Origin of the sequence: Bradyrhizobium sp. 147 (assembly GCF_023073935.1) — a bacterium.
In the GTDB taxonomy this organism is placed as follows: domain Bacteria; phylum Pseudomonadota; class Alphaproteobacteria; order Rhizobiales; family Xanthobacteraceae; genus Bradyrhizobium.
Map to the genome: position 1 here is coordinate 1 of NZ_JADPKL010000018.1, position 26,817 is coordinate 26,817.

Genomic DNA, 26,817 nt, shown 5'->3' on the forward strand with positions numbered 1-26,817 from the left:
GACCTGCGCGGCGAATCCTACGGCCTGCTCATCGACCAGATCGGCGAGGTGCTGCGCCTGCCCGAGGACGGCAAGGAAGACAACCCCGTCAACCTCGACTCCCGCATGGCCAAGCTCGCCGGCGGCGTCCACCGCCTCGACGGCCAGCTCATGGTCGTCCTCGACGTCGATCGCGTCCTCGAGCTCGCGCCCGAGATGATGGCAGCCTGATACGGCGGCATCGCCGTCATCGGGCCTGCAACTGAAAGCGCCCCGGCAAAGGGGAAGGAAGCAGAGGTTCACATGCGAACTTGTCTCGTCGTTGATGATTCCAGCGTCATCCGCAAGGTTGCGCGCCGGATCCTGGAGGGCCTCGACTTCCAGATCCTCGAAGCCGAAGACGGTGAGAAGGCGCTGGAAGCCTGCAAGCGCGGCTTGCCCGATGCGGTGCTGCTCGACTGGAACATGCCCGTCATGGACGGCTACGAGTTCCTCGGCCATCTCAGGCGCATGCCCGGCGGCGACCAGCCCAAGGTGGTGTTCTGCACCACCGAGAACGACGTCGCGCACATCGCGCGCGCGCTGCACGCCGGCGCCAACGAGTACATCATGAAGCCCTTCGACAAGGACATCGTGACGGCGAAATTCCAGGAAGTCGGCCTTATCTGAGCGACCGTCCGGAGGCTGAACGGATCCTTCGGCGCTTGTTTTCAACTGAACCGTTTCAGTCTGAGTTGGTGAGTAATGAGTGTTGCGTTCGCAGGTAATTCGACCACGGGCTCGTCGCGCGAGGCCGGGCCGTTGCGGGTCATGATCGTCGACGATTCCGTCGTCATTCGCGGTCTGATCTCGCGCTGGGTCGGTGCCGAGCACGACATGGAGGTTGCGGCCTCGCTGCGCACCGGGCTCGAGGCGGTCAACCAGATCGAACGCATCAACCCCGATGTCGCCGTGCTCGACATCGAAATGCCCGAGCTCGACGGCCTCTCGGCGCTGCCGCAACTGCTGGCGAAGAAGCGCGATCTGGTCATCATCATGGCCTCGACGCTGACCCGCCGTAACGCGGAGATCAGCTTCAAGGCGTTGTCGCTCGGCGCGGCCGACTACATTCCGAAGCCGGAATCGACGCGCGAGGCGTCGGCCGCGGACATCTTCCACCACGATTTGGTCCAGAAGATCCGCCACCTTGGCGCGCGCCTGCGCAGGAGGTCCACGGTTGCGAGCCCGCCGCTGGCGCCCGCGAGCCCCGCGCCGGTTGTACGTGCACCGGCCGTCGCGCGGCCCGCCGCGCCGGCTTCGGCCGCGCCGTCGGCGGGAGCGCCGGCCACGCGCCCGTTCTCGACCCAGGCGCCAAAGGTGCTGCTGATCGGCTCCTCAACCGGCGGTCCGCAGGCGCTGATGGCGCTCGTCACCGAGCTCGGCCCGGTGATCGATCGCGTCCCGGTGCTGATCACCCAGCACATGCCGCCGACCTTCACCACCATTCTTGCCGAGCATCTGGCGCGTTCGAGCCGCAAGCCGGCGGCCGAGGCGATCGACGGCGAGCCGGTGAAGCGGGGACGGATTTACCTGGCGCCCGGCGGCAAGCACATGCGCGTCGTGCGCAGCGGCACCGACGCTGTGATCGCGCTCGACGACGGCCCCGCCGTCAATTTCTGCAAGCCTGCGGTTGATCCGCTCTTCACCTCCGCCATCGACATCTGGCACGGCGGCATCCTGTCCGTGATCCTGACGGGCATGGGCGCCGACGGCATGCGCGGCGGCAAGGACATCGTCGCTGCCGGCGGCAGTGTCATCGCGCAGGACGAGGCTTCCAGCGTCGTCTGGGGCATGCCGGGCGCGGCCGCCAATGCCGGCATCTGCGCGGCGATCCTGCCGCTGAACCAGATCGGCGCCAAGGTCAATCGTCTGTTTGCGGGGGACCGCTCGTGACGCCGGTAGACTACGAATATTTGCGCAAGTTCCTGAAGGAGCGCTCCGGTCTCGACCTGTCGGCCGACAAGCAATATCTGGTCGAGAGCCGGCTGCTGCCGCTGGCCCGCAAGTCGAGCCTCTCGGGCATTGCCGATCTCGTATTGAAGATCAGAAATGGTGACGGCCGGCTCGCGACCGACGTGGTCGAAGCCATGACCACCAACGAGACCTTCTTCTTCCGCGACAAGATTCCGTTCGACCATTTGCGCGAGACGATCATTCCAGGTCTGGTCGAGAGGCGCGCGGCGCGCAGGTCACTCCGGATCTGGTCGGCGGCATCGTCGACGGGGCAGGAGCCCTATTCGATCGCGATGTGCCTGAAGGACATGGGTGCTGCGCTCGCCGGCTGGCGTATCGAGATCGTCGCCACCGATCTGTCGCAGGAGGTGCTGGAGAAATCCAAGGCCGGCATCTACAGCCAGTTCGAGGTGCAGCGCGGCCTGCCGATTCAGCTCCTCGTGAAACACTTCACGCAAGTCGGGGACGTCTGGCAGCTCAATCCTGACATTCGATCGATGGTGCAGTTCCGCCAGCTCAATCTGTTGCAGGACTTCTCCCATCTCGGCACGTTCGACGTGATCTTCTGCCGTAACGTGCTGATCTATTTCGACCAGGACACCAAGGCGGTGATCTTCGAGCGGATGGCGAAGGGCATGGCGGCCGATGGCACGCTGCTGCTTGGCGCCGCCGAATCCGTCATCGGCATCTCCGATGCGTTCCGCCCCATCGCCGATCGCGGCGGTCTCTACCAGCTCAACCCCTTGCGCTCCGGCCGCCCCATGGGCGGATTGATGCCGCCGTCGTTGAAGGTGGCTGCGGCGCGGTGATCTCATCTGTCATTCCGGGGCGGCGCGATAGCGCCGAGCCCGGAACGACACGCCTCACAAAATCGCATGTGGTAGAAACCGCGAGCGGTTGCCCGTGATCGGGCTCTCGTCTTCTCGGATCGAGAGCCACACGGCTCGTGAGCCAAGCCAGATCGCCGGGGCAAACTCGCCGGCAGAGATCCGCGCCGACAGGTTCGGCACCGGGACCTTCACGAGGAAGAACACGATGACCTGCACGACCAGTGCGATCGTCGCCCAGATCACGCAATCCAGCACATTGGCCGAATGGGCGATGGCGCTGACCAGCGGTGCCACGAAGCCGAGCAGGATGATCGTTCCCCCATCGTGCAGCGACCATTCGTCGGCGGGGAAAGGATAGCGGTTCAATGGCGGGAGGACGATGAGGCGGCGTTGGCGACCCCAAAAACAAAACCCCGCCATTTGCGGCGGGGTCCAGGCTGGAAGGAGCGAGCCCGAGGGCGCGCGACGTAAACCCAGGATCAGGCCGGGATGCGCTCGTCGGCCTCGTGCGGCTCGCGCAGCACGTAGCCGCGGCCCCACACCGTCTCGATGAAGTTGCGTCCCTCGGAGGCGTTGGCGAGCTTCTTGCGGAGCTTGCAGATGAAGACGTCGATGATCTTCAGCTCCGGCTCGTCCATGCCGCCATAGAGGTGGTTGAGGAACATTTCCTTGGTGAGGGTCGTGCCCTTGCGCAAGCTGAGGAGCTCCAGCATCTGATATTCCTTGCCGGTCAGATGCACGCGCTGGCCGCCGACTTCCACCGTCTTGGTGTCGAGGTTGACGACGAGGTCGCCGGTCTGGATGACCGACTGGGCATGGCCCTTGGAGCGGCGCACGATCGCGTGGATGCGGGCCACCAGCTCGTCCTTGTGGAAGGGCTTGGTCATGTAGTCGTCGGCGCCGACGCCGAGACCCTTGACCTTGTCCTCGATGCCGGCGAGGCCGGAGAGGATCAGAATCGGTGTCTTGATCTTGGAGACCCGGAGCTGCTTGAGCACGTCGTAGCCGGACATGTCGGGCAGATTGAGGTCGAGGAGAATAATGTCGTAATCGTATAGTTTACCGAGATCGACGCCTTCTTCCCCCAAATCGGTCGTGTAAACGTTGAAGCTCTCCGACTTCAACATCAGCTCGATCGACTGCGCGACGGCGCTGTCATCTTCAATCAGCAAAACGCGCATGCCAGTTCCCCATAGTCGCCGCTCCTGGGCGTCAGGTCGGCCGCATTCGCGGCACTCAACAAAACGCCTTTGAACAACTGATTCGGATCCTGACAACAGATGGTTAACAAACTCTGATTCTGGAACGCAAGTCCCCCCGGTGCAATTTTTGTCGAATCGCCCTAAGGTCTTGCGTGCGAAGCAGCTTTCGTCACCCGGTTCTGTTCAAGCTCCACTTTAAGAGGCGGGCCTAACCGACTCCCGCGACTCAGCCTTCTTCTGAAGGGAAGTCACGCTCAGTCTCAAAGACAGTGACGCAATGATTAATGATGCGGGTAAACACGAAGTTAAGCGCCGTTCAGAAATATGGCGAAACTTAAGGTTTTCACCTTGAGGCCCCCGGATGACGAAGGCGCGCACTTAATGAAGGCCCACCTATGAAGGCTTTGGCCGAACAGATCGGCGACATCGACGGCGTCAACATCTATGGCCGTGTAGTCGGCGTGCGCGGCCTCATGGTCGAGGTGGCCGGTCCCATTCACGCAATGTCGGTGGGTGCGCGGCTGGTGATCGAGACCGGTGCCAACCGTTCGATCCCCTGCGAGGTGATCGGCTTCTCCGGCAACAATGCCGTGGTGATGCCGTTCGCCGGCCTCGATGGCGTGCGCCGCGGGTGCAAGGCGGTCATCGCCAATGCCGCCAATCAAGTGCGGCCGTCGGCGGCCTGGCTCGGCCGTGTCGTCAATGCGCTGGGCGAGCCGATCGACGGCAAGGGGCCCCTGCCGCAAGGTTCCTCGCCGATGCCGTTCCGCAATACGCCGCCGCCCGCGCATTCACGCAAGCGCGTCGGTGCCCCGCTCGATCTCGGCGTGCGCGCGATGAACACCTTTCTCACCTGCTGCCGGGGCCAACGCATGGGTATCTTCGCGGGCTCCGGCGTCGGCAAGTCGGTGCTGCTGTCGATGCTGGCGCGCAACGTCGATGCCGATGTCAGCGTCATCGGCCTGATCGGCGAACGCGGCCGCGAGGTGCAGGAATTCTTGCAGGATGATCTCGGCGAGGAGGGCCTTGCGCGCTCCGTGGTGGTGGTGGCGACCTCGGACGAGCCCGCGCTTATGCGCCGCCAGGCGGCATATCTGACGCTCGCGGTCGCTGAGTATTTTCGCGACGAGGACAAGGACGTGCTCTGCCTGATGGACTCGGTGACGCGCTTTGCCATGGCCCAGCGCGAGATTGGTCTATCCGCTGGCGAGCCGCCGACTGCCAAGGGCTACACGCCGACCGTGTTCACCGAATTGCCCAAACTCCTGGAGCGCGCCGGACCCGGCCTGGGGGAGGGCGCCATCACCGCGATCTTCACGGTGCTGGTCGACGGCGACGATCATAATGAACCGATTGCGGACGCCGTCCGCGGCATCCTCGATGGCCATATCGTGATGCAGCGCTCGATCGCTGAGCGCGGTCGCTACCCCGCCATCAACATCCTCAAATCCGTCTCCCGCACCATGCCGAAATCGGCCGATCCGCAATTCTGGCCGACCATCCAGCGGGCACGGCAGGTGATGGCGACCTATGCCGACATGGAGGAATTGATCCGGCTCGGCGCCTACCGGGCCGGCTCCAGCCCTGAGGTCGACGAAGCGATCCGCCTGCACGAGCCGCTCGAGGCCTTCCTGCGCCAGCGCAAGGACGAAAATGCATCACTCGCGGGCGGCTATCGCCAGTTGGCGCAAATCCTGGGTGATTTGGAAACGGAACGCTAACTTTGTCAGGTCATCATCCGATCCCACAGAGTAGCAGAGCCGGTCTTGGCCGCAATCGGGCCTGTGGGGAGACCGGTGCCGTCCCACGTGCAGCGAGGGGACTTCTGGGGAGTACGAGTCGATGAAGTCACGTGATACCCTCATTCGCCTGAAGAAATTTCAGGTCGACGAGAAGCGCCGCCGGGTCACCCAGATCGAGACCATGATCGCCGACTTCCAGCGGATGTCGGTTGATCTCGAGCGCGAGATCCAGACCGAGCAGGAGCGCGCCGGGATCAACGATCCCTCGCACTTCGCCTACCCGACCTATGCCAAGGCCGCGATCCAGCGTCGCGAGAACCTGACCCGCTCGGCCGACGAGCTCAAGGGCCAGCTCGACGAAGCCAAGGCCGCATTGGCCGAAGCCTTCGAGGAGTTGAAGAAGGTCGAGCTCCTCGACGAGCGTGACCAGGCCCGCGAGCGCGCCGAAGAGAACGCCCGCGAGCAGGCCGATCTCGACAGCATCGGCCTGATGCGCGCCCGCATCGGCGCCGTCGCCTAACGGCGCCAGCAGCCCGACCGCCGAGAAATCTGCCAAACCCGGACCGCAAGGTCCGGGTTTTCATATTTGCTGTCCACAGTGGAGGCGCCGCGCCTCTTGGTGGTCAGGTTTGTCGCGCGCTATGGTAGCGACGTGCCTGGGCTTGCGCGGAAAGCGACGGGCGGTGGGGGGCTGAATGCTGACGCCAGCAGAGCTGGTCGGGCTGATTGAGGCGGTGGCAAAGGGCGATCAGGCCGCGTTCGAGCGGCTCTACGTCGCCACGCGCGCGAAACTTTATGGCGTCGTGCTCCGTATCTTGCGCCGGCAGGATCTCGCAGAGGAGGTCATTCAGGAGACCTACGTCAAGATCTGGAACAGCGCCGGCCAGTTCAATGCGGCCATGTCCTCGCCGATCACGTGGATGGCGTCGATCGCCCGCAACCGTGCGATCGACGTTGTTCGCAAGAAGTCGGAAGTCTCCATCGAGGAAGAGCCTCAGGCGATGGAGGTGGCGGCCGACAGTCCTGATCCGCTGGCGCGGAGGGAGATGACCGAGGAGTTGAAACGGCTCCTGGAATGTATCGGCCGGCTCGAGCCGGACCGCCAGCGGCTCGTGCTTCTGGCCTATTACAACGGCTGGAGCCGCGAGCAATTGGCGGAGAAATTCGTTGCGCCCGTCAACACGGTGAAGACGTGGCTGCGGCGCAGCATGCTGGATATCCGGGAGTGCCTCGGACTTTAGTGGATGATGAGAGTGTGTATGCTGGCGCAGCCTTCTTGCTTCACCTCTCCCGGAGGGAGAGGTCGGATTGCATCGCAAGATGCAATCCGGGTGAGGGCTTACGCTCTTTCACGGCACCTGAACCCCTCACCCGATTTGCATGCGAGGATGCTTCGCATCGTCCTGTGCAAATCGACCTCTCCCTCCGGGAGAGGTGAAGGGACGTGATGGCCTATAGTGAGGACCATATCGCGCTCGCCGCGGAATATGCGCTCGGTACGCTCGACGCCGACGAGCGCGCGCAGGTCGAGACCATGATGGCGGTGGACAAGGCGTTCGCCGATGTCGTGCAGGCCTGGGCGTTCCGGCTCGGCGCGCTCAACCAGATGGTCGGCTTGGTCGAGCCGCGTCCGATCGTGTGGGAGAACATCAGGTCCGAGATCGCGCGCACGACCCTTGCGCAGGAGCCGCATGTCGAGGCTGCACCGCCACCCATACCGGAATTGCCTTCGCTGGACATTGCCTCGTCGGAATCGTCGACGGCCGGCGTGCAGTCCCCGGAGCCGCAGCATCCCGAAGCGGAGCAGCCGCAGACATCGCGTGCCGAGCCCGACGCTATTCCGGAGATCGCGCCGCAGTTCATGCCGCAGGTCCATGCTCCGGATCTCAACGTCGGCCGCGCGCCGCAGGCGCCGGTCGTCGAGGACGGCAATGTGATCCGTCTCGAGGGGCGCGTGAAGCGCTGGCGCAACATCGCATCCGCCGTCGGCGCGCTTGCGGCCGCGCTGCTCGTGACGCTGTCGCTCCAGATATTCCTCCCTGATGCGTTGCCGGCTACCTTGCGTCCCGCGCCGCGCATCCAGACCGTGGAAGTGAAGACGCCGGCCGCGCCGCTCGCCGCCTCCGCGCAATATGTCGCGCTGCTGCAGGGCCAGGGCGGCGGCCCCGCCTTCATTCTCACCGTCGACGGCGCGACGCGGAATTTCACGGTCCGCAAGGTCGGCGCGACCCCGGAGCCCGGCAAGAGCTTCGAGCTCTGGCTGATCTCCGACAAGCTGCCCCGGCCGCGTTCGCTCGGCGTGATCGGCGCTAGCGATTTCACCGCGCGTCCGCTGCTCGCGTCCTACGATTCCGACGTCGTCAACGGCGCGACTTACGCCGTCACGGTCGAGCAGGCCGGCGGTTCGCCCAACGGCCAGCCGACCTCGGCACCGGTGTTTTCCGGCAAGCTGATCGAGACCGTGCCGCCGGCGCAGCCGGCGAAGTAGCCCAACATTTCATATCGTCCTGGCCAAAAGCGTCGTGGCCCGGATGGAGCGCAATCCGGACCATCGTTCGGCATTCCGCTCTGCTTCGAGCTACCAGCAGAACCTGTCGCCACGGTCCATCCCGTCGTCGTAATCCGACAAGTCCCGCCGAATCCCGCGTCCGATTTGAACCTAGCTGCACTTGGCGGCGTCAAATGCCCGGAATTTGCAGCGGCGCCGCCGAGCGCGATGCCGGAGAGGGCGAGAAAATCAGATGGATGCAGTGAAGGCTCCCGGCATCTTCATTCACCAATATGCGGGGCTGCCGCACGGTCCGGAGTTCGAGCACTGGCGCGAGCGGGTCTTCGGGTGCTGCGGCCTCGATATTGGGCCGAGCCGGGGCGACAGCATCGACTGCCGGCTCCAGGTCAGCGTCGTCGACAACATCGCGCTCGCCATTCCCGAAGGCGCTTCCGCACAATATTCACGTAGGCAGAGCCACCTCGCCGACGGCAGCGACGATCTCGTCCTGATTGTCGGACACGCGGGCCGCGTCCGCGTCGGGCAGAACGGTCACACCGTCGAACTCGCGCCGGCGCAGATGGTGCTCGTCGACATGAGCATCACCGGCACCGTCGGCCACACCGACGAGGAGCGCTTCACCACCATCCGCATGCCGCGCCGCGCGCTGCTCGACATCAATCCGCGCGCAGAGGAGAAGCTGTCGCAGGTGCTCTCCGACGGCGCGGTCGCCGAGACCATCTTCCGCTACCATGCGCTCGCCGCCAATCAGGCGCCGCATCTCGATGCGGTCGGGCAGCGTCTGACCGCGCAGCACATGATCGACCTCGTCGGCCTTCTGCTCGGGACCGACGCCGAGCATGCCAGCCTTGCGCGCGGACGCGGGCATGCGGCGGCCCGTCTCGATCTCATGCGCGCCGACGTGATGGCGGCGCTGGGCCGCAACGATCTCTGCCTGTCCGAGATCGCGACGCGCTCGGGCCTCAGCCCGCGCCAGGCGCAGCGCCTGTTCGAGCAGGCCGGCACGACCTTCACCGAATTCGTGCTGGAGCAGCGCCTGCTCCAGGCGCGCAAGCTGCTCGGCGATCCCCGCGCCAGGACGCGCAAGATCAGCGACATCGCACATTCCTCGGGCTTTTCCGATCTGTCCTATTTCAATCGCGCCTTCCGCAAGCGCTTCGGCGCGACGCCGTCGGAACTGCGCAAGGCGTGATCCGGGCTGTGCAATCTTGTCCGGCGCGTCAATGCTGCCGCAGTTGGTCCAGGCGGCGGAATGAGCTATATCTGGCTGCGGCGGATCGCTCGATCCGCATGTCGGTCGCTCGTATCGACCGTTGGGAAAGCGCAGTAGGCGGACATGGCGCGTATCGTCGTGCTCGGCGCCGGGTTTGCAGGTCTGTGGGCGGCCATCGGCGCTGCGCGCAAGCGCGACGAGATCGGCGCGAACAGCGACATCGAGATCCGCCTCGTCGACCGCAATCCCTATCACAACGTCCGCGTCCGCAATTACGAGGCCGACCTCGGCGAGGTCGCGCTACCGCTGCCGCAACTGCTCGATCCGATCGGCGTCAGCCACAGCATCGGCGAAGTTGAAGCCATCGATCCGAACCGACGTGAAATCTCGCTGGTCACGAGCGGCGGTGAGGAGAGGTTGAACTATGACCGCCTCGTGCTGGCGCTCGGCAGCGAGGTGATGCGTCCCGACATTCCAGGCCTTGCCGAGCACGCTTTCGACGTCGATACCTATGCCGCGGCGCTCCGCCTCGAGGATCATCTCGTCTCGCTTGGACGCAGCGTGCCGGCGCCGGGGCGTTCGACGGTGGTAGTGGTTGGCGCCGGCTTCACCGGCATCGAGGTCGCGGCCGAGATGCCCGCGAAGCTAACGCGTGCGGGCATCAGCGGCAGCCGCCGCATCGTCCTCGTCGATCCCAATCCAGCGGTCGGCGCCACCATCGGCGCGCAGGCGCGTCCCGTGATCGAGACGGCCTTGGCCTCGCTCGATGTCGAGATGCGGCTTGGTATGCGCGTTGTCTCGGTCGAGGCTGCCGGCATGCGCCTGAGTTCGGGCGAGTTCATTTCGGCGCAGACGGTGATTTGGTGTGCCGGGCTCCGTGCAAGCCCCTTGGCGGCGAGCTTTCCGGACGCGCGCGATCGCCTCGGGCGCATCCTGGTTGATCCTTTCATGCGGGTTGCGGATGTCGGCGGTGTGTTCGCGGCCGGCGACGTTGCCTCGAGCGTGATCGACGGGCTGCATCCGACCGTGATGTCCTGTCAGTTCGCGCGGCCCATGGGCCGCTTCGCCGGTCACAACGTGGTGGCTGATCTCGCCGGTCTGCCGATGCTGCCGCTGCGGATCGACTGGTACGTGACCGTGCTCGATCTCGGCACCTGGGGCGCGCTCTACACGGAAGGCTGGAATCGTGAGGTGCGCGCCACCGGCGCGGCCGCGAAAGTGACCAAGGAGACGATCAACCGCAGGCGCATCTATCCGCCGCTCACAGGCAGCAGGGACGAGCTCTTCGCTGCCGCGGCGCCGACGGTGCAGACGCCGCCGCCGACGTACCGGGCGCGGTAGCCCCAAGCGCACTGTCGCGGTATCGCTGGCTACATCCGCGCCGAATTCATTTTCCGCAACATACACCAGACATGAGAAAGCGCCCGTGGGGGGCGGGCGCTTTCTGTAGTCGACTTGGGGTTGGGGTCGTCTACATATCCACGTGGCGACTTTGGGGGGCTGGTAAAGAGCCGCGTGAATTCACAAAACTCGTCAGGTCTCCTTAGCGAACGAGGGACGCGTTCGAACTGGTAATCACGACCGGCTGGCCGGCCTTGATGACGCGGGCGCTCTGGGTCAGGCCTTCATCCGAACCCGTCCGTGCCGTGATGCCGAGGCCCGCCACCACGATCCCTGCGACGAGGGCCACGACCACAATCTTCAGATGGGTCGCGCGGTCTGCGCTGTAGATCGAGTGGTTCATGGAAGCCTCCTGCCGCCATCTACCCGAAGTAGTCGCCAGCCCATTCAGGCAGGTTCATGCTTCCGGTGCCCAACAACCTAGTATTGGGAGGATTCGTTCCCAAGAGGCCATCACAACAGCGTGACAGGACGTGAAAGGTCGCGATCAAAAGCGATCTTTGGTCGTTCGATTATATAATTATTTCAACAATGTAATTGCCTGTGAGGCGCCTTTTCGGCTTTTGGCCCGCAAGCCGCCAAAAACTCAAAAACCATTTGCATGTGGCCAAAAAACACGCGGCTTCTTGAGCCAAATCAGATGCTTCCGACTGTTTTCAACCTCGCTCTAGGGTGGATTTCGGCCTGCGACAGCACGGTGGTCTGTGCCCGGAACCGTTCCACCAGGGAGCGGACGAAGGGACGAATTGCGGCAGAGGTGACCAGCACCGGCGCCTCGCCTTCGCGGGCGGCGCGCTCGAACGCCTCGCGCACGGCGGTCATGAACTCCGACAGTTTCGAGGGCTGCATCGCAAGACTGCGCTCTTCGCCCTGGCCGATGATCGACTCGGCAAATGCCTGTTCCCAGCGTGCCGACAGCGCGATCAGCGGCAAATAGCCGTTGTAGGAGGTGTTCTGCGCGCAGATCTGCCGCGCCAGCCGGGCGCGGACATGCTCGACCATGGTCGCGGGATTGCGTGAGAAGGCGAGCGAGTCGGCGATGCCTTCGAGGATGGTCGAGAGGTCGCGGATCGAGATGCGTTCGGCCAGCAGGAGTTGCAGCACGCGCTGGATGCCGGAGACCGTGACCTGTCCCGGCACGATGTCCTTGACCAGCTCGCTCTGCTCCTTCGGCAGCTCCTTGAGCAGCTTCTGCACCTCGCCATAAGAGAGCAGGTCCGACATGTTGGCCTTGAGCAGCTCGGTGAGGTGGGTCGAGAGCACGGTTGCGGCGTCGACCACGGTGTAGCCCTTCAGCGAGGCCTCTTCCTTGAAGCTGGCGTCGACCCAGGTCGCGGGCAGGCCGAAGGTCGGCTCGGTGGTGTGGATGCCGGGCACCTGCACCTGGCTGCCGCCGGGGTCCATGACCATGAACTGGTTCGGCCAGATCTTGCCGCTGCCGGCGTCGACCTCCTTGATCTTGATGATGTAAGTGTTGGCCTCGAGCTGGACGTTGTCGAGGATGCGCACCGCCGGCATCACGAAACCCATTTCGACCGCGAGCGAGCGGCGCAGCGCCTTGATCTGCTCGGTGAGGCGGTCGGTGCCATCGGGGCCGTTAACCAGCGGCAGCAGGGCATAGCCGAGCTCGATCTTGAGGTCGTCGATCTTGAGCGCAGCCGAGATCGGCTCTTCGGCCGCAGCCGCGCCCGGCGCACCCGGCGTGCCCGGAGCAGGCGCGGCCTTGGCGGCTTCCTCGGCCTTGATGCTGATTCTCTTGTTGGTGCGCGCCTGCCAGGCGAGCGCGCCGGCGCCGGCGCCGAGCGCGAGGAAGGGAAGGGTCGGAATGCCCGGCAGCGCCGCCAGCACCAGCATCACCGCCGAGGACATGGCCAGCGCCTGCGGGTAGCCGGAGAACTGCTTCATCAACGCCTTGTCGGCGGCGCCGGAGACGCCGGCCTTGGAGACGAGCAGGCCGGCCGCGGTCGAGACGATCAGCGCCGGCACCTGGGTGACGAGGCCGTCACCAACGGTCAGGAGCGTGTAGCTGCGGCCGGCGTCGGCGAAGGACATGCCCTGCTGCGCCACGCCGATGATCATGCCGCCGACCACGTTGATGAAGACGATCAGCAGGCCGGCGATGGCATCGCCGCGCACGAACTTGGAGGCACCGTCCATGGCACCGAAGAAGCCGCTCTCATCCTCCAGTTCCTTGCGTCGCTCCTTGGCGACCTTCTCGTCGATCAGGCCGGCGGAGAGATCGGCGTCGATTGCCATCTGCTTGCCGGGCATGGCGTCGAGGTGGAAGCGCGCGGCGACTTCGGCGATGCGGCCCGAACCCTTGGTGATGACGACGAAGTTGACGATGATCAGGATGGCGAAGACGATGATGCCGATGACGAAATTGCCGCCCATCACGAAGCTGCCGAAGGCCTCGATGACGTGACCGGCAGCAGCCGTGCCCTCGTGCCCGTGCGACAGGATCAGCCGGGTCGAGGCCATGTTGAGCGACAGGCGCAGCATGGTCGAGATCAGCAGGATGGTCGGGAAGGCGGAGAATTCCAGCGGCGCCTGGATGAACAGCGACGTCATCAGGATCAGGATCGAGAGCGTGATCGAGATCGCCAGGAACAGGTCCAGCACGATCGCGGGCAGGGGAAGGATCAGCACCACCAGGATGGTGAGGATGCCGAGCGCCAGCGCGATGTCGCCGCGCTTGAGGACGTTGACGATCTCGGAGACGGAGGGGATCCCGGGCCTTGCCCCGCCTACGCCTTGTCCAGCGGTGACATCAACCATGGTAGCTGCCTCCCCGCGCGACTGCCGTCCGCGCGCCCCAAACGTCTGCGCAGCGGCCGAGGGGCCGCCGTTCCGAAAGTGAGGCACCGCACTGGCGTCCACGGGGGCTCCCGTTCTACGCGGCTGACGACACTCGACTTCACCCGGCAATTTTTGCCCGGTGTATGGTTAGCAAAGGGTTAACGGAGGGGGAGGAAGAGGGGCGCTTGGGTGATTGAGCCCGTCATTCCGGGGCGCGCGAAGCGCGAACCCGGAATCCATCGTGCGGCGGAGTCGGTCGATGAATGGATTCCGGGTTCGCCCTGCGGGCGCCCCGGAATGACACCGGAGACTACTTCGCCTTCTCCATCTTGGTCACCGAGTAGCCCGAGGCGGCCTCCTCGGCCTCGAAGGTCACCCTGTCGCCGACCTTCACCTGCTTCAGCATCGCGGGATCCTTGACGCGGTAGACCATGGTCATGGGTTCCTCCATGCCGAGGCTTTTCGCGGGGCCGTGCTTGAGGGTGATCTTGCCGGCGCCCTCGTCGATCTTCTTGACCTCGCCGCTGATCGAGGCAGCGCCGGCCAGGGCTCCAGTGGCACCGCCTAACGTCAGCGCCAGCGCTGCAGTGATACGGATGATGCGGTTCATGGCAGTCTCCCTTTTCGCTACTTCACGGTGACGTGGCCGACCATGCCGTAGTCGCGGTGGTCGGGAATCAGACAGGAAAATTCGAACGTGCCGGCCTTGCTGAACTTCCAGAGGATCTCGGCCGTCTTGTTCGGGGCGAGACGCACCCCGTTCGGATCGTCGTGCTCCATGTGCGGATGCTTCTTCATCTCCACCGCATGGGCGAGATTCTCCTTAGGTGTCGCGAGCAGGAATTCGTGGTCTTCCTTGCCGACATTGCGCAGGACGAAGCGAATCTGCTCGCCGCGTTTGACTTCGATCCTGGCGGGTGTGTAGTCCATCTCGTTCATCAGAATCTCGATGCTGCGCGCGGGCTTGTTGGGATTGCCGGCTCGCCAGCCGAAAAGGTCCCGTGCCCGTGCTTGTCGTGGGCAAGAGCCGGCGCGGCCGAGAGCGCGGTCAGCGCCAGGGCGAGCCTGATCGTTTTCTTCATCGTCGTCTCCAGTTGGTGGTTCATCGAACGCTCACATCTTGTGCTTCATTGGCGGACTGCCTGATTTTTTGTCGTGCCGGCTCTGCGGCCGGCGGCGTGACCTCATAGGCGACGGTACCTTTCGGGAATTGGTAGGGGCCGGGATCGCGATAGTCGTCGCGTGCGAGCTCCTCGCGAATCTTCATCACCGTGAACATTCCGCCCATCTCGATCGGCCCGAATTGGCCGGTACCGGTCATCATCGGCAGCGTGTTGTCGGGCGCGGGCATCTCCATGTTGCCCATCGCCATGCCGATCGAGCCCATCGCCATGCTGTCGGGCGCGAGCTTGCCGACGGCCTTGGCGAGATCCTTGCGCGATACGCCGATCAGGTTGCGCACGTCGTGGCCCATCGCATTCATGGTGTGGTGCGACTTGTGGCAATGGAACGCCCAATCGCCGGGATTGTCCGCGAGCACATCGAACACACGCACCGCGCCGACCGGGACGTCCGTCGTCGTCTCCGGATATTGCGCGCTCTCCGGAATCCAGCCGCCGTCGGTGCAGGTCACGGCAAAGCTGTGGCCGTGCAGATGGATCGGATGGTTGGTCATGCTGAGATTGCCGATGCGCACGCGCACCTTGTCGCCGAGCCTGACCGGCAGCGGATCAATGCCGGGAAACACCCGTGCGTTCCAGGTCCACATGTTGAAGTCGGTCATCTCGTTGACCTGCGGCAGATAGGTGCCGGGATCGACGCGATAGGTGCTCATCACGAAGACGAAGTCGCGGTCCACGGGCCGGAAGCTCGAATCGCGCGGATGCACGACGACCATGCCCATCATGCCCATCGCCATCTGCACCATTTCGTCGGAATGCGGGTGATACATGAAGGTTCCGCTCTTCTTCATCTCGAACTCGTAGACGAAGGTTTTTCCCGGCTGAATATGCGGCTGGTTCAGCCCGCCGACACCATCCATGCCGCTGGGAATGATCATGCCGTGCCAATGCACGGTGGTGTATTCGGGCAGCTTGTTGGTGACGAAGATGCGGAGCTTGTCGCCCTCGACGGCCTCGATGGTCGGGCCCGGCGACTGGCCGTTATAGCCCCACAAATTCACCTTCATGCCTTCGGCGAATTCGCGCACCACGGGCTCGGCGACGAGATGAAATTCCTTCCAGTCGCCGTTCATGCGGAACGGCAGCGACCAGCCGTTCAGCGTGACCACGGGACGATAGTCCGGGCCGCTGATCGGATGCAGCGGCGGCTGCATCACCACCTTGTCCATATGCGCAGCCTCCGGAATCGAAGCGGCCTGGACGCGGCCCTGAATCGCGGAGGCGCTGACGAGCGCGGCAGTGCCCAAAAATCCTCGGCGGGAAAACATGCTGGCCTCCATCTCAGTGGCCGCCATCGGGAGGCGCTGCCGCGGCGATGGTGGTTGGATTGTCGCTGCCGGGTGCAGGGGAGCCGCCGCCATTGACGGCGGTCTGCAAGTCCGACTGCGCGAGGAAGAACCGTTGCTTGGCGTCGATGGCGGCGCGCAACGACGCGAGGCGCTGTCGTGCCTCGGTGAGCAGCGCAAATATGTCGACCTGCATACTGGAGAAGCGCAGCTGCATCTCCTCGGTGATGATTTTTCGCAAAGGAACGATCTCGCGCTGGTAGTGGCTGGCGATGTCGTAGCTGGAACGATAGGTGCGATAAGCGTCGCGTGCTTCCGAACGCACATTGACGGCGCGCTCGGTGAGGCGGTTGAAGGCGAAATTGTAGATCTCCGCCGCCTGCCGCACGCGCACCTCGCCGCCGTCGAAGAGCGGAATCTGGAACTGCACGTCGAAGCCGCGCTCGCGAAACGGGGGGCCTTCCGGATCCCGGGTGCGGCGGGAAATGCCGGCGAGATCGAGCAGGGTGACGAAGCGCGTCGCCTCGGTGAGGTTCAGCGACTTCGCCAGCGCTGTCAGCTCCAGCCGCGCGATCTGCAAGTCGATGCGATGTGCGACCGCGTCGGCTTCGATCGTGGGCAATGCGTGCGGGCGTCGCGGCAGCGGCGGCAATTGGTTGGGCAGGCGGAAGTCGAGGCCGCCGTCCCACAGCCCCATCAGGCGCGCGAGCCTTTCGCGGGCGCTTGCTGTCGTTTGCCGCGCGGTGGCGAGGTCGGCGGTGGTCTCGGCGTAAAACACCTGCTCGCGTGCTTGGTCGAGCTTGTTGAGTGAGCCGGTCTCACCGAGCTTGACCGCGAGCTGTGCGGTCGATTCCGCCGTCGCTTTCGCGTCGGTCAGCAGCACCACCATCTCGCTGCCGGCAACGGCGCGCCAATAAGCGCGGCGGACGTCAGCGGCGAGCCGCAGCGTTGCCAGTGCGGCGCGCAACTGGGCCTGGCGAAAGCGGTCGCGCGCGATGTCGGAGCGGAACGGCAGGGTGGCGAGCGCAAGGATGTCGCCGACCACCTGGCGCTCGATCTCGCTGGCGCCTTTGCCTGAGATCCGCGAGATCGAAAACACGGGATGGGGCGGCAGGCTCTGCTCGACCAGATCGGTCTCGGCGAGCGCCAGCTCGTTATAGGCCGCTTGCAATCCCTTGTTGTTGAGCAGCGCAATCTGCACGGCAGCATCTGCGGTCAATGTCCGCGACAGCAATTGGCGCACGCGCCCGTCAACCGCGCCGGCGCCCTCGGTCGTTCGCACGAAGGCGACGTCCTTGTTGATGCTCTGATTCGTCAGCTCCGAGACTGTCGTCATGCCGCTGTCGGGCGAGAACGCAGCACAGCCGGCAAGACCGGATGCGCAAAGACCGAGCGCGGCGAGAACAAGCAGGGGGCGCGCGAGATGATGTATCATGGCGCGCTCCTACTGCTCTTGTTTTGGCTGCGGTGTGACCGCGTCGTTGCGGCCGCGCCATGGGGCCGGCGCCGCAGGCCGCAGGCTCGTGTAGGGCGCGATCGTCGACCGATAGCCGAGAGGCGCGACCTTGGCCGCGGGATCGGCAGGGTCCGCACTGGCGACGGGTATCGTTGCCGGCATGCAGCCGGACAACGCCAATGCGGCCAAGACCGGCGCCAAGGCCAGCAGCGGCCAATCGAATCGGAAGTGTCGTCCACGCGCAGCGAGTGCTGCGGCGGACTTCGCCCCGGAAAGCGTAAGCATGATTTATCCCTGATCTGTCGTAAGACCACACGCTCGCGCGGGGATGCGCGCGACCTGATGCCGTCGCGTCAGATCAGGCGATGGGAGGACGGTAGTGCAGGGGCGGCGCTGCGCTGTGCAGGATCGCCACGATCTCGGGCGCACAGGCGGAGACAGGCAGAAGCGGCTTGGCCACGCTGGGCAGATCGGCCGGCAGCGCGCTCACGCACATCATCGCGCAGCAGGGTCCGACTGTTCCCTTGCCGCCATGATCATGCGAGGCTGGCGCGTCCTGGTCGGCGGTCCGGTGATGCGTATGTGATCCGGCGTGGTGATCCGAGGTGCCGTCATGCGCGTGGCTGGCCGCCATCTGGTGATGCGCCGGCACGAGCTCAGCCAGCACGGCCTCATCGAGGCAGGGCGCCGGGCCATTGCTCCAGGCGAGGCCTGCTGCCGGCGCGACCACGCAGAACAGATAGGCCAAGGCAACGAAGCGCCCCAGCTTGATCCGCATCGATCGTGTCAATCGCAGCAACATCTTGCGTCGTTAAGTTCCCCGCGCGGCAGTGTTGCACACGCTGATTGCAAATTAATGGCAAAACGCGCCTTCGCCAAGCTCCTTCTTACCGCAGTGCACCGCGCATGCCCAATATCGCGCCACGATGCTTGACCATAAAGCATCCAGCGAACATGGTCCCGACCGTGCTTGCGCCAAATCACCCAGGACAGAGACCGGCCTCCTTCACGCCTGATTCCCGTCAGGCCTGGATGCGGCTCGCGACTGCGCTTGTGATCGGCTCGATCGGCGCCGTCGGCATGTGGGCGGTCGTGGTCGTGATTCCCGTGGTGCAGGCGGAATTCGGTGCCACACGCGGCGCGGTGTCGCTGGCCTTCACGCTGATGATGTTCGGTTTCGGGCTGGGCGGCGTGATCGCCGGCAAGATCACCGACCGGTTCGGCATCGTGCCCGCGATGGCAATCAGCATCGCCTTCCTCGGCGTCGCCAATGTGCTCGCGGGCTTATCAACTCAGCTCTGGCAGTTCGTGGCGGCGTATTTCCTGATCGGCCTTGGCACCTCCGCGACCTTCGCGCCGCTGATGGCGGAAGCCTCGCATTGGTTCGAGCGCTATCGTGGGCTGGCCGTGACCATCGTCGCCAGTGGCAATTATGTCGCCGGCACGATGTGGCCGCCGATCGTGAGCTGGGGCACACAGACTGCCGGCTGGCGCTACACCCATATCGGCATCGGTATCGTCTGCGCGAGCACGATGGCACTTCTGGTCCTCGTCCTCCGCGCGCAGATGAGCGACGATCATATCCGCGATCACGCCAATGCACCGCCGCCCCAGATCGATCTGAAGCTGTCGACCAACACACTGACGGTGCTGCTCTCGATTGCCAGCATCTCCTGCTGCGTCGCCATGGCGATGCCGCAGGTGCATATCGTCGCTTATTGCGGCGATCTTGGCTATGGCGTCGCGCGCGGCGCCGAGATGTTGTCGCTGATGATGGGCTGCGGCATCGTCAGCCGGATCGGCTCGGGCTATCTCGCCGACAAGATCGGCGGTATCCGCACGCTGCTGGTGGGATCGCTGGCGCAAGGCTTTGCGCTGGTATTCTATTTGTTTTTCGACAGCCTCACCTCGCTCTATCTCATCTCCGCGATGTTCGGCCTGTTCCAGGGTGGCATCGTGCCGAGCTATGCCATCATCGTGCGCGAGGCGATGCCGGCGAGCGAAGCCGCGACGCGCGTCGGCATCGTGATCTTTGCGTCCGTGTTCGGCATGTCCTTCGGCGGCTGGGTGTCGGGGGTCATCTTCGATGCCAGCGGCTCGTATGCCGCGGCGTTTGCGAACGGCGTGGCGTGGAACGCGCTGAACATCGGCATCGTCGTAGCGCTGCTGATTCGCGCGCGGATGAATGCGGTCAAGGCCGGCCCGGGCTTTGCGACTTAGGCCTCCTGTCCGGCTTTCAGCAGCGAGCCTCCGGTGATCTTGTAGCCGCCGTCGGCTATCGCTTGCGCTTCGCGCCCCGCTTCGCAGGTTTGGCGGCGGCGCGCGTCCTGGCTTTGGTGCCGGGCTGCACCCGCAGCCCGTCCACGAACACGTCGAGCATGCGCAGCACCGAGGACTGCCAGCCGGGCTGGTCGTGCATGTAGCACATGCCGATCAGGGCCCTGAGCAGGTCCTCCGGGCTGACATCGCCGCGCATCTGACCGGCTGCGACCGCGCGGTCGAGCAATGAGCCGATCGCCTTGGTCAGCCGCTCCATCGAGAAGGCGGCGAGCTCCGACGAGCTCTGATAGGTCAGCGCTAGCGCGGCCGACATGCCTTTCTTTGTGGCAACGAATTCGACGGCGGAGCGCAGCCACCGTCGCAGCGCGTCGACCGGATCGTTGGCGCTTCGCAGATGCTCGGCGAGCTCGCTGAGCTGCTCGACCTCGCGGCGGTAGACCGCCTCGAACAAATCCTCGCGTGTCGGGAAATGCCGGTAGAGCGTGCCGATGCCGACGCCGGCACGCTTTGCCACAGCTTCGAGGCTTGCCTCCGGGCCGCCCGCGCTGAACACGGCTTTCGCGGCTTCGAGCACGCGCTCGCGATTGCGCACGGCATCGGCGCGGGGCTTTCGGGTCTGGTCGGTCTGGTCGTCCATGCCGGCAGTGTAGATCACGAATTGGTTAGATTGAACCCTGGCTAGGATGCATCGCCTTGTTTGCGCACGGGCTTTGACGAATTCCAATATTTTCGCGGCGGCCCTTGTTAAGCGGAGGGTGCCTCCGTATCTTCCCTCGAGTGTTGGCCCCGGCTCCCGCCTGGCCGCTGCGTATCGGCCGCGGCCACGGCGGTGGCACGCTGCGCGATGACTCATGACCATATCTGATCGGAGCCTTGTATGAACCACTCCATCAGCCTCACCGTGAACGGTGCGCGGCGCGACTTCGTCCTCGACGACCCCCGCGTCACGCTGCTCGATCTTCTGCGTGAGCGCCTCCATCTGACCGGAACCAAGAAGGGATGCGACCGCGGCCAGTGCGGCGCCTGCACCATTCTCGCCGACGGCAAGCGCATCAATTCCTGCCTCGCGCTCGCCATCAGTCATGATGGCGCCGACATTCTCACCATTGAAGGCGTTGCGCGCGGCGACCAGCTTCATCCCGTGCAGGCCGCCTTCATCGCCCACGACGGCTTCCAGTGCGGCTTCTGCACACCCGGCCAGATCATGAGCGCCATCGGCATGATGAGTGAGGCGCAGCACGGCAACGAACCCGAGCGCATCCGCGAATGCATGAGCGGCAATCTGTGCCGCTGCGGCGCCTATGCCGGCATCGTCGATGCCGTGCTTGACGCGCAAGGACGCATGGACGAATCCAATCAGAGGCGCTCCGCATGAAACCGTTCGATTATGTCAGGCCCGGCACGGTTGCCGAGGCCATTGCCGCCGCGGCCCAGCCGGGCGCCGTCTATCTCGCCGCCGGCACCAATCTGCTCGATCTGATGAAGGGCGGCGTCAGCCGTCCGGATCGTCTCGTCGACGTCACGCATCTTGATGGACTCGATCGGATCGAACGTCTCGCCGACGGGTCGTTGCGCGTCGGCGCGCTCGTCAGCAACGCCGATCTCGCGCATGATTCCGAATTCGCGAGATCGTATCCCGCGGTCGCCGAAGCGCTCCTCTCCGGTGCATCCGCGCAACTGCGCAACGCAGCCACGGTCGGCGGCAATCTCTTGCAACGGACGCGCTGCGCGTATTTCTATGACACGGCGAGCCGTTGCAACAAGCGCGAGGCCGGCAGCGGCTGCGACGCCCGCGGCGGCGAGAACCGCAGTCATGCCGTGCTCGGCTGGACCGAGAGCTGCATCGCCACGCATCCGTCCGATTTCTGCGTCCCGCTGGTCGCACTCGACGCCGTTGTCGAGATCGAGGGTAGGACCGGCCGGCGCGAGATCGCGCTCGACGAACTGCACCGCCTGCCCGGCAACACCCCGGAGCGCGATACGGCGCTCGAACCCGGCGACCTCATCATTGCGGTGCGCCTGCCGCCTGCGGCGCGCAGCTTTGCCGCGCATGCGCGCTATCTCAAGGTTCGTGAGCGTACGTCTTATGCCTTTGCCGTGGTATCGGCCGCCGCCGCATTGCGGATCGAGAACGGCAAGATCGCCGAGGCACGGCTTGCACTTGGCAGCGTCGCGGCAAAGCCCTGGCGTGCCCGCGCCGCGGAGGACGTTCTCAGGAATGTCGCGCCCACGGTCGACGCCTTCCGGGACGCCGCCTGGCGCGCGCTCACTGATTCGAAGCCGTCCGGTGACAATGCTTACAAGATCGAGCTCGCGCGCCGAATTCTCGTGCGCGCGTTGACCCTGGCCGCGGCGGGCACGCCCGCGCGCCTGCCGGCACTGCCGGCCTCTCCCTTTGCCTCGACTTCCGGAGCCGTCCATGCCTGAGCTCAATCTCACGAGTGCGCCCGCCCATCTGCGCCACGGATCGAATATCGGCCAACCGCTGACGCGCCGTGACGGCGTCCTCAAGGTCACGGGGCGAGCGACCTATGCCGCCGACAATCATCCGCCCGGCATGCTGTTTGCGGTGATGGCCGTGGCCAGTATCGCGCGGGGTCACGTGACCTCGCTCGACGTCGCCGCCGCCAAGCGCCATCCCGGCGTCGTGGACGTCATGACCCCCGACCACAAGCCAGCGCTCGCGATCGACCCGGACATCAAGACCAACCCGTTCGTGTTCCGGATGGAGGTGTTGCAGAGCAATGAGGTCCGCTACGCGAACCAGCCGATCGCCGTCGTGATCGCGCAGACGCTGGAGGCCGCGACGGAAGGCGCGGCGCTGCTGGCACCGCGATACGAGACGCTGCCCCCGCTTGTCGGCCTCGACGCCGGCGAAAGCTTCGTGCCGCCGGTGGTCGGCGTCGGCAATCCCGCGGAGCATCACCAGGGCGATGTCGAGGCGGGCCTTGCCTCTGCCGAGAAGCAGATCGACGCGGTTTACGAGACGAGGCCGCAATATCACAACGCGATGGAGCCGCACGCGATCGTGGCGCATTGGGACGGCGATACACTCTCCATTGACACGCCGAGCCAGGCCATGGTGATGGCCCGCGCGCGCGTCGCCGAGCTGTTCGGCCTCGCGCCCGAGAAGATTCACATCCGCAGCCCCTTTCTCGGTGGCGGCTTCGGGTCGAAGGGATTCTTGACCGGTCCGCAGATCCTCGGCTTGATGGCTGCCAAGCTGGTCGGCAGGCCGGTCAAGCTCGTGCTGCGCCGTGAGCAGATGTATGGCCCGGTGGGCCACCGCGCGCCGACGCGTCAGCGGCTGCGCATCGGCGCGAACGGCGAGGGGCGCCTGACCGCGCTCGATCATCACGCCAGAACCGTATCGAGCACGTTCGATGATTTTTACGAGCCCGCGGCCGATGCCTCACACACGCTCTATGCAGCGCCTGCAATCCGCACCTCACATGACGCCGTCCGCGTCAACACCGGCACGCCGTTGTTCATGCGCGCGCCTGGCGAGGCGACGGGATCGATCGCGCTCGAAAGTGCGATCGACGAGATGGTATGGGCCTGCGGCATGGATCCGCTCGCCTTCCGCCTGAAGAACTATGCCGAGGTCGAGCCGATCACCGGAAAACCGTTCTCGTCCAAGGCGCTGCGCGCCTGCTACGAGCAGGGCGCGGCGCGGTTTGGCTGGGCGAAGCGTCCGCTGCAGCCGCGGCAGATGCGCGACGGTGCCGGCCTGCTGGTCGGCTGGGGCATGGGCACCGCGACCTTTCCGGCGCTGATGTTCCAGGCCGAAGCGCGCGCGGTGATCCGTCGTGACGGCTCCGGCGCCATGGAGATCGGCGCGCATGACATGGGGCAGGGCGCCTGGACCGCGCTGGCCCAGATCGCGGCCGACGAACTCGGGCTCGACATCGACCGCGTGGAATTCAAGGCCGGTACCTCGGACCTGCCCGACGGGGGCATCGCTGGTGGCTCGGCGCACACGGCGACCGCGGGTGCGGCGATCCACAGCGCCGGGGCGGCCGTGATTGCAAAGCTCGCCGATCTCGCCACGAATGACGAGCGCTCGCCACTGTTCGGCGCCGGCAATGCCGGCGTAGTTGCGCGCGACGGAAAGCTGTTTCGACGCGACGACGAAAGCCGCGGCGAGAGCTATGCCGAGATCCTGGCCCGCGCTGGCATCTCCGAGGTCGAGGCGCGCGGCACCGGCGCGCCGAACCCTGCAGCGATGGAGGAATACGCCATGCACGCCCACGGCGCAGTGTTCGCTGAGGTGAAGGTCGATCCCGAGCTCGGTCAGGTCCGGGTCACTCGCATGGTTGGCGCCTTCGCGGCGGGACGCATCGTCAATCCGCGGATGGTGCAGAGCCAGCTGTTCGGCGGCATGATCTGGGGTCTGTCCTTCGCGCTGCACGAGGAGGCCATCACCGACCGCCGCTCCGGTCGCATCATGAACGCCAATCTCGGCGAGTACCACATTCCCGTGAACGCCGACGTGCCGCCGCTCGACGTGATCACGATCGAGGAGCATGACCCCCACGTCAATGCGCTGGGCATCAAGGGTGTCGGCGAGATCGGCATCACCGGCAGTGCCGGCGCGGTCGCCAACGCGGTCTGGCATGCGACCGGCGTGCGCGTCCGCCGCTTCCCGATCCGGATCGAGGAGTTGCTGACGCAGCGTTGAGGCTTCTTCTTGACCTCTCCCGCTTGCCCTACCAGATTCACACATCTCGAAAATGGAATCATCCTCAATGACTTAGCAAAAGCCAGGTTTTGGACGCTCACGCGCTGCAGAATCGAGACAAGTGACTCGGATGACTCACTTTTTGGGCTTAATCGGCGAATGGCTCCGACAGAGATGCGTGAATACGGTAGCCCGCTTGCCTGCGGGAGAGGGGGCGAACCGCCCGTATCAGAACGTCGGCGGCGTGCAGGCCGAGATCACTTCGCACGGCTTGCCGCCGACGCAGCGGAAGCGATGCGGGCGGCGGCTCTCGAAATAATAGGCATCGCCCGGGTTGAGGATGCGCCGCTCGTCCTCCACGGTGACTTCGAGCTTTCCGGAGATCACGATGCCGCCTTCCTCGCCGTCATGGACGAGGTGGACGCGCCCGGTGTCGCTGCCGGGCTCGTAGCGCTCCTTCAGGATCTGGAGGCTGCGGCCGAACAGATTGTCGCCGACTTGCCGGTAGGAGATCGGCTTCTTGCCGACCTCGGTCAGTTCCTCCGCGCGGTAGAAGATCTTGCGCCTCGACTCCGGCTCCAGCGCGAAGAACTCGGCGAGTCCCATCGGGATGCCGTCAAGGATGCGCTTGAGCGCGCCGACCGACGGGTTCATCTGGTTGGATTCGATCAGCGAAATCGTCGAATTGGTGACGCCGGCGCGTTTTGCCAGCTCACGCTGCGACAGCTTGTTGCGCGCCCGGATGAATCGCAGCCGTCCACCGATGTCGACGCTCATGCCTTGGTCCTTGCCTTGATCCGTGTTGCAAGTGTTGCGGATCGCGCAAATATGGACCGGCAGCTCCAGTTAAATCAATGGCTTGCAGCTGATCAGAAAAGGACTTGTTGCGCTTTGTAAGCCGTGGCTCTGCTGGCAAGTCAGCAAAGGAGCGCGGCCGTGACCCTTCATCAGATTCCGAACACTATCAAGACCGACTCGTTCTGGATGCCGTTCACGGCCAACCGTCAGTTCAAGAAGGCGCCCCGCCTGTTCTCCTCGGCCGAGGGCATGCACTACACCACCGTCGATGGCCGCAAGGTGATCGATGGCTCCGCCGGCCTGTGGTGCGTCAATGCTGGCCATGGCCGCAAGCAGATTGCGGCTGCGGTCGAGCGCCAGCTCATGACGCTGGACTTTGCGCCGTCGTTCCAGATGGGCCATCCGCTGGCGTTCGACTTCGCCGAGCGTCTCGCCGAGATCGCGCCGAAGGGCCTCGATCGGGTCTTCTTCACCAACTCCGGCTCCGAGTCGGTCGACACCGCGCTGAAGATCGCGCTGGCCTATCATCGCGCCAACGGTCAGGCGAGCCGCACCCGCCTGATCGGCCGCGAGCGCGGCTATCACGGCGTCGGCTTCGGCGGCACCTCGGTCGGCGGCATGGTCGCCAATCGCCGCGCCTTCGCCACCCTGCTGCCGGGCGTCGACCATATCCGTCACACCCACGATCTCACTCGCAATGCCTTCGCCAAGGATCAGCCTGAGCACGGCGCCGAGCTTGCTGACGATCTCGAGCGTCTTGTCGGCCTGCACGGTGCCGAGACGATCGCCGCCGTCATCGTCGAGCCGGTGCCGGGTTCGACCGCGGTGCTGCCGCCGCCGAAGGGCTATCTCCAGCGCCTGCGCGCAATCTGCGACAAGCACGGCATTCTCCTGATCTTCGACGAGGTCATCACTGGCTTCGGCCGGCTCGGCACGCCATTTGCCGCCAACTTCTTCGGCGTCACGCCGGACCTGATGACGACGGCCAAAGGCATCACCAACGGCACCATTCCCTGCGGCGCGGTGTTCGCGAGCCGCAAGGTACATGACGGCCTGATGGTCGGCCCCGAGAACCAGATGGAGCTGTTCCACGGCTACACCTATTCCGCGCATCCGACCGCCTGCGCCGCCGGCATCGCGACGCTCGACATCTACAAGGACGAAGGCCTGCTCACGCGCGGCGCGTCGATCGCCGAATATTGGCGCGATGCGCTGCATTCGCTCAGAGGCCTGCCGAACGTCGTCGACATCCGCAATTGCGGCCTGATGGGCGCGATCGAGCTCGCGCCGCGCGACGGCGTCGTCGGCGCGCGCGGCTACGACGTGATGGTCGACTGCTTCAACACGGGGCTTTACCTGCGCATGAGCGGCGACAGCTTCGCGATGTCGCCGCCGCTCATCGTCGAGAAGAGCCACATCGACCAGATGGTCTCGATCCTCGGCGATGCCATCAAGAAGGTGGCCTAAT

At 65.0% G+C, this 26,817-nt stretch carries 25 protein-coding genes and 2 pseudogenes; 15 read left to right on the forward strand and 12 right to left on the reverse strand.

Translation table 11 applies throughout. The annotated features are described in order from the left end of the window. The 4 genes from IVA87_RS04075 to IVA87_RS04090 form a co-directional block, all read left to right on the forward strand. A partial coding sequence (locus IVA87_RS04075) for a chemotaxis protein CheW (RefSeq protein ID WP_247304965.1) occupies positions 1-210 on the forward strand: 210 nt, incomplete at its 5' end. 72 nt (positions 211-282) lie between these two features. Beyond that, positions 283-648: a response regulator gene (locus IVA87_RS04080; protein WP_007600538.1), complete on the forward strand. Its 366-nt coding sequence runs from the start codon at positions 283-285 to the stop codon at positions 646-648. Between the two features lie 75 nt (positions 649-723). Next, the gene (locus IVA87_RS04085) at positions 724-1,911 is read left to right on the forward strand and encodes a chemotaxis response regulator protein-glutamate methylesterase (RefSeq protein ID WP_247304966.1); all 1,188 of its coding nucleotides are present in this window, start codon (positions 724-726) and stop codon (positions 1,909-1,911) included. Then, positions 1,908-2,780: a protein-glutamate O-methyltransferase CheR gene (locus IVA87_RS04090; protein WP_247304968.1), complete on the forward strand. Its 873-nt coding sequence runs from the start codon at positions 1,908-1,910 to the stop codon at positions 2,778-2,780. Before IVA87_RS04085 ends, IVA87_RS04090 begins: the two co-directional genes overlap by 4 nt. Positions 2,781-2,921: 141 nt before the next feature. On the opposite strand, the pseudogene IVA87_RS35275 reads toward IVA87_RS04090, so the two are convergent. Continuing rightward, positions 2,922-3,107, reverse strand: a pseudogene (locus IVA87_RS35275) (DUF350 domain-containing protein); the annotation flags it as partial. 173 nt (positions 3,108-3,280) lie between these two features. After that, positions 3,281-3,982 carry a response regulator transcription factor gene (locus IVA87_RS04100; protein ID WP_016848562.1) on the reverse strand — a complete coding sequence of 234 codons (702 nt, stop codon included), beginning with the start codon at positions 3,980-3,982 and terminating at the stop codon, positions 3,281-3,283. 416 nt (positions 3,983-4,398) lie between these two features. Between IVA87_RS04100 and fliI the strand changes: the two genes are divergently transcribed. From fliI to IVA87_RS04130, 6 genes are all read left to right on the forward strand, one after another. Further along, on the forward strand, positions 4,399-5,724 hold the full coding sequence (fliI, locus tag IVA87_RS04105) for a flagellar protein export ATPase FliI (protein ID WP_247304974.1): 1,326 nt from the start codon (positions 4,399-4,401) through the stop codon (positions 5,722-5,724). A 121-nt stretch (positions 5,725-5,845) separates the two neighbouring features. Continuing rightward, complete coding sequence (gene fliJ / locus IVA87_RS04110; protein WP_011084990.1) at positions 5,846-6,265, forward strand: flagellar export protein FliJ; 420 nt, start codon at positions 5,846-5,848, stop codon at positions 6,263-6,265. Positions 6,266-6,440: 175 nt separating this feature from the next. After that, positions 6,441-6,986 (forward strand): sigma-70 family RNA polymerase sigma factor, encoded by a 546-nt coding sequence (locus IVA87_RS04115; RefSeq protein ID WP_247304976.1) that lies wholly within the window; start codon positions 6,441-6,443, stop codon positions 6,984-6,986. 206 nt (positions 6,987-7,192) lie between these two features. Beyond that, on the forward strand, positions 7,193-8,233 hold the full coding sequence (locus IVA87_RS04120; RefSeq protein ID WP_247305627.1) for an anti-sigma factor: 1,041 nt from the start codon (positions 7,193-7,195) through the stop codon (positions 8,231-8,233). A 253-nt stretch (positions 8,234-8,486) separates the two neighbouring features. Next, complete coding sequence (locus tag IVA87_RS04125) at positions 8,487-9,446, forward strand: AraC family transcriptional regulator (protein WP_247304978.1); 960 nt, start codon at positions 8,487-8,489, stop codon at positions 9,444-9,446. Between the two features lie 144 nt (positions 9,447-9,590). Continuing rightward, on the forward strand, positions 9,591-10,808 hold the full coding sequence (locus IVA87_RS04130; RefSeq protein ID WP_247332814.1) for an NAD(P)/FAD-dependent oxidoreductase: 1,218 nt from the start codon (positions 9,591-9,593) through the stop codon (positions 10,806-10,808). Between the two features lie 202 nt (positions 10,809-11,010). Here IVA87_RS04130 and IVA87_RS04135 read toward each other — a convergent pair whose 3' ends face one another. From IVA87_RS04135 to IVA87_RS04170, 8 genes and pseudogenes are all read right to left on the reverse strand, one after another. Further along, positions 11,011-11,211 carry a hypothetical protein gene (locus IVA87_RS04135; RefSeq protein ID WP_247280847.1) on the reverse strand — a complete coding sequence of 67 codons (201 nt, stop codon included), beginning with the start codon at positions 11,209-11,211 and terminating at the stop codon, positions 11,011-11,013. Between the two features lie 293 nt (positions 11,212-11,504). Next, positions 11,505-13,646, reverse strand: coding sequence for a flagellar biosynthesis protein FlhA (gene flhA / locus IVA87_RS04140; protein WP_247304984.1), 2,142 nt, complete (start codon positions 13,644-13,646; stop codon positions 11,505-11,507). Between the two features lie 331 nt (positions 13,647-13,977). Next, positions 13,978-14,277: a copper-binding protein gene (locus tag IVA87_RS04145; RefSeq protein ID WP_247304986.1), complete on the reverse strand. Its 300-nt coding sequence runs from the start codon at positions 14,275-14,277 to the stop codon at positions 13,978-13,980. Positions 14,278-14,294: 17 nt separating this feature from the next. Next, positions 14,295-14,749 (reverse strand): annotated as a pseudogene (locus tag IVA87_RS04150) (cupredoxin family protein). 20 nt (positions 14,750-14,769) lie between these two features. Continuing rightward, a complete protein-coding gene (locus tag IVA87_RS04155) occupies positions 14,770-16,116 on the reverse strand; it encodes a copper oxidase (RefSeq protein ID WP_247332815.1) in 1,347 nt (448 codons plus the stop codon). A 13-nt stretch (positions 16,117-16,129) separates the two neighbouring features. Further along, positions 16,130-17,569 (reverse strand): TolC family protein, encoded by a 1,440-nt coding sequence (locus tag IVA87_RS04160; protein WP_247332816.1) that lies wholly within the window; start codon positions 17,567-17,569, stop codon positions 16,130-16,132. Between the two features lie 9 nt (positions 17,570-17,578). Then, positions 17,579-17,875: a hypothetical protein gene (locus IVA87_RS04165; RefSeq protein ID WP_247304996.1), complete on the reverse strand. Its 297-nt coding sequence runs from the start codon at positions 17,873-17,875 to the stop codon at positions 17,579-17,581. A 73-nt stretch (positions 17,876-17,948) separates the two neighbouring features. After that, positions 17,949-18,368 carry a hypothetical protein gene (locus tag IVA87_RS04170; protein ID WP_247304999.1) on the reverse strand — a complete coding sequence of 140 codons (420 nt, stop codon included), beginning with the start codon at positions 18,366-18,368 and terminating at the stop codon, positions 17,949-17,951. Between the two features lie 176 nt (positions 18,369-18,544). Here IVA87_RS04170 and IVA87_RS04175 point away from each other — a divergent pair, with 176 nt between their 5' ends. Next, on the forward strand, positions 18,545-19,810 hold the full coding sequence (locus tag IVA87_RS04175; RefSeq protein ID WP_247305001.1) for an MFS transporter: 1,266 nt from the start codon (positions 18,545-18,547) through the stop codon (positions 19,808-19,810). A gap of 55 nt (positions 19,811-19,865) precedes the next feature. On the opposite strand, the gene IVA87_RS04180 is transcribed toward IVA87_RS04175, so the two are convergent. Continuing rightward, on the reverse strand, positions 19,866-20,507 hold the full coding sequence (locus IVA87_RS04180) for a TetR/AcrR family transcriptional regulator (RefSeq protein ID WP_247305630.1): 642 nt from the start codon (positions 20,505-20,507) through the stop codon (positions 19,866-19,868). A gap of 240 nt (positions 20,508-20,747) precedes the next feature. On the opposite strand from IVA87_RS04180, the gene IVA87_RS04185 reads away from it, so the two are divergent. The 3 genes from IVA87_RS04185 to IVA87_RS04195 are packed head-to-tail and all read left to right on the forward strand — an operon-like array spanning position 20,748 to position 24,551. Further along, positions 20,748-21,245 carry a 2Fe-2S iron-sulfur cluster-binding protein gene (locus IVA87_RS04185; protein ID WP_247305002.1) on the forward strand — a complete coding sequence of 166 codons (498 nt, stop codon included), beginning with the start codon at positions 20,748-20,750 and terminating at the stop codon, positions 21,243-21,245. Beyond that, the gene (locus IVA87_RS04190; protein ID WP_247305004.1) at positions 21,242-22,297 is read left to right on the forward strand and encodes a xanthine dehydrogenase family protein subunit M; all 1,056 of its coding nucleotides are present in this window, start codon (positions 21,242-21,244) and stop codon (positions 22,295-22,297) included. Before IVA87_RS04185 ends, IVA87_RS04190 begins: the two co-directional genes overlap by 4 nt. Further along, a complete protein-coding gene (locus tag IVA87_RS04195) occupies positions 22,290-24,551 on the forward strand; it encodes a xanthine dehydrogenase family protein molybdopterin-binding subunit (protein ID WP_247332817.1) in 2,262 nt (753 codons plus the stop codon). The genes IVA87_RS04190 and IVA87_RS04195 overlap by 8 nt, the downstream gene beginning before the upstream one ends. Before the next feature lie 228 nt (positions 24,552-24,779). On the opposite strand, the gene IVA87_RS04200 is transcribed toward IVA87_RS04195, so the two are convergent. Next, positions 24,780-25,328: a cupin domain-containing protein gene (locus IVA87_RS04200; protein ID WP_247280835.1), complete on the reverse strand. Its 549-nt coding sequence runs from the start codon at positions 25,326-25,328 to the stop codon at positions 24,780-24,782. Between the two features lie 159 nt (positions 25,329-25,487). Between IVA87_RS04200 and IVA87_RS04205 the strand changes: the two genes are divergently transcribed. Beyond that, positions 25,488-26,816, forward strand: coding sequence for an aspartate aminotransferase family protein (locus IVA87_RS04205; protein ID WP_247332818.1), 1,329 nt, complete (start codon positions 25,488-25,490; stop codon positions 26,814-26,816). The last annotated feature ends 1 nt before the right edge of the window (position 26,817 follow it).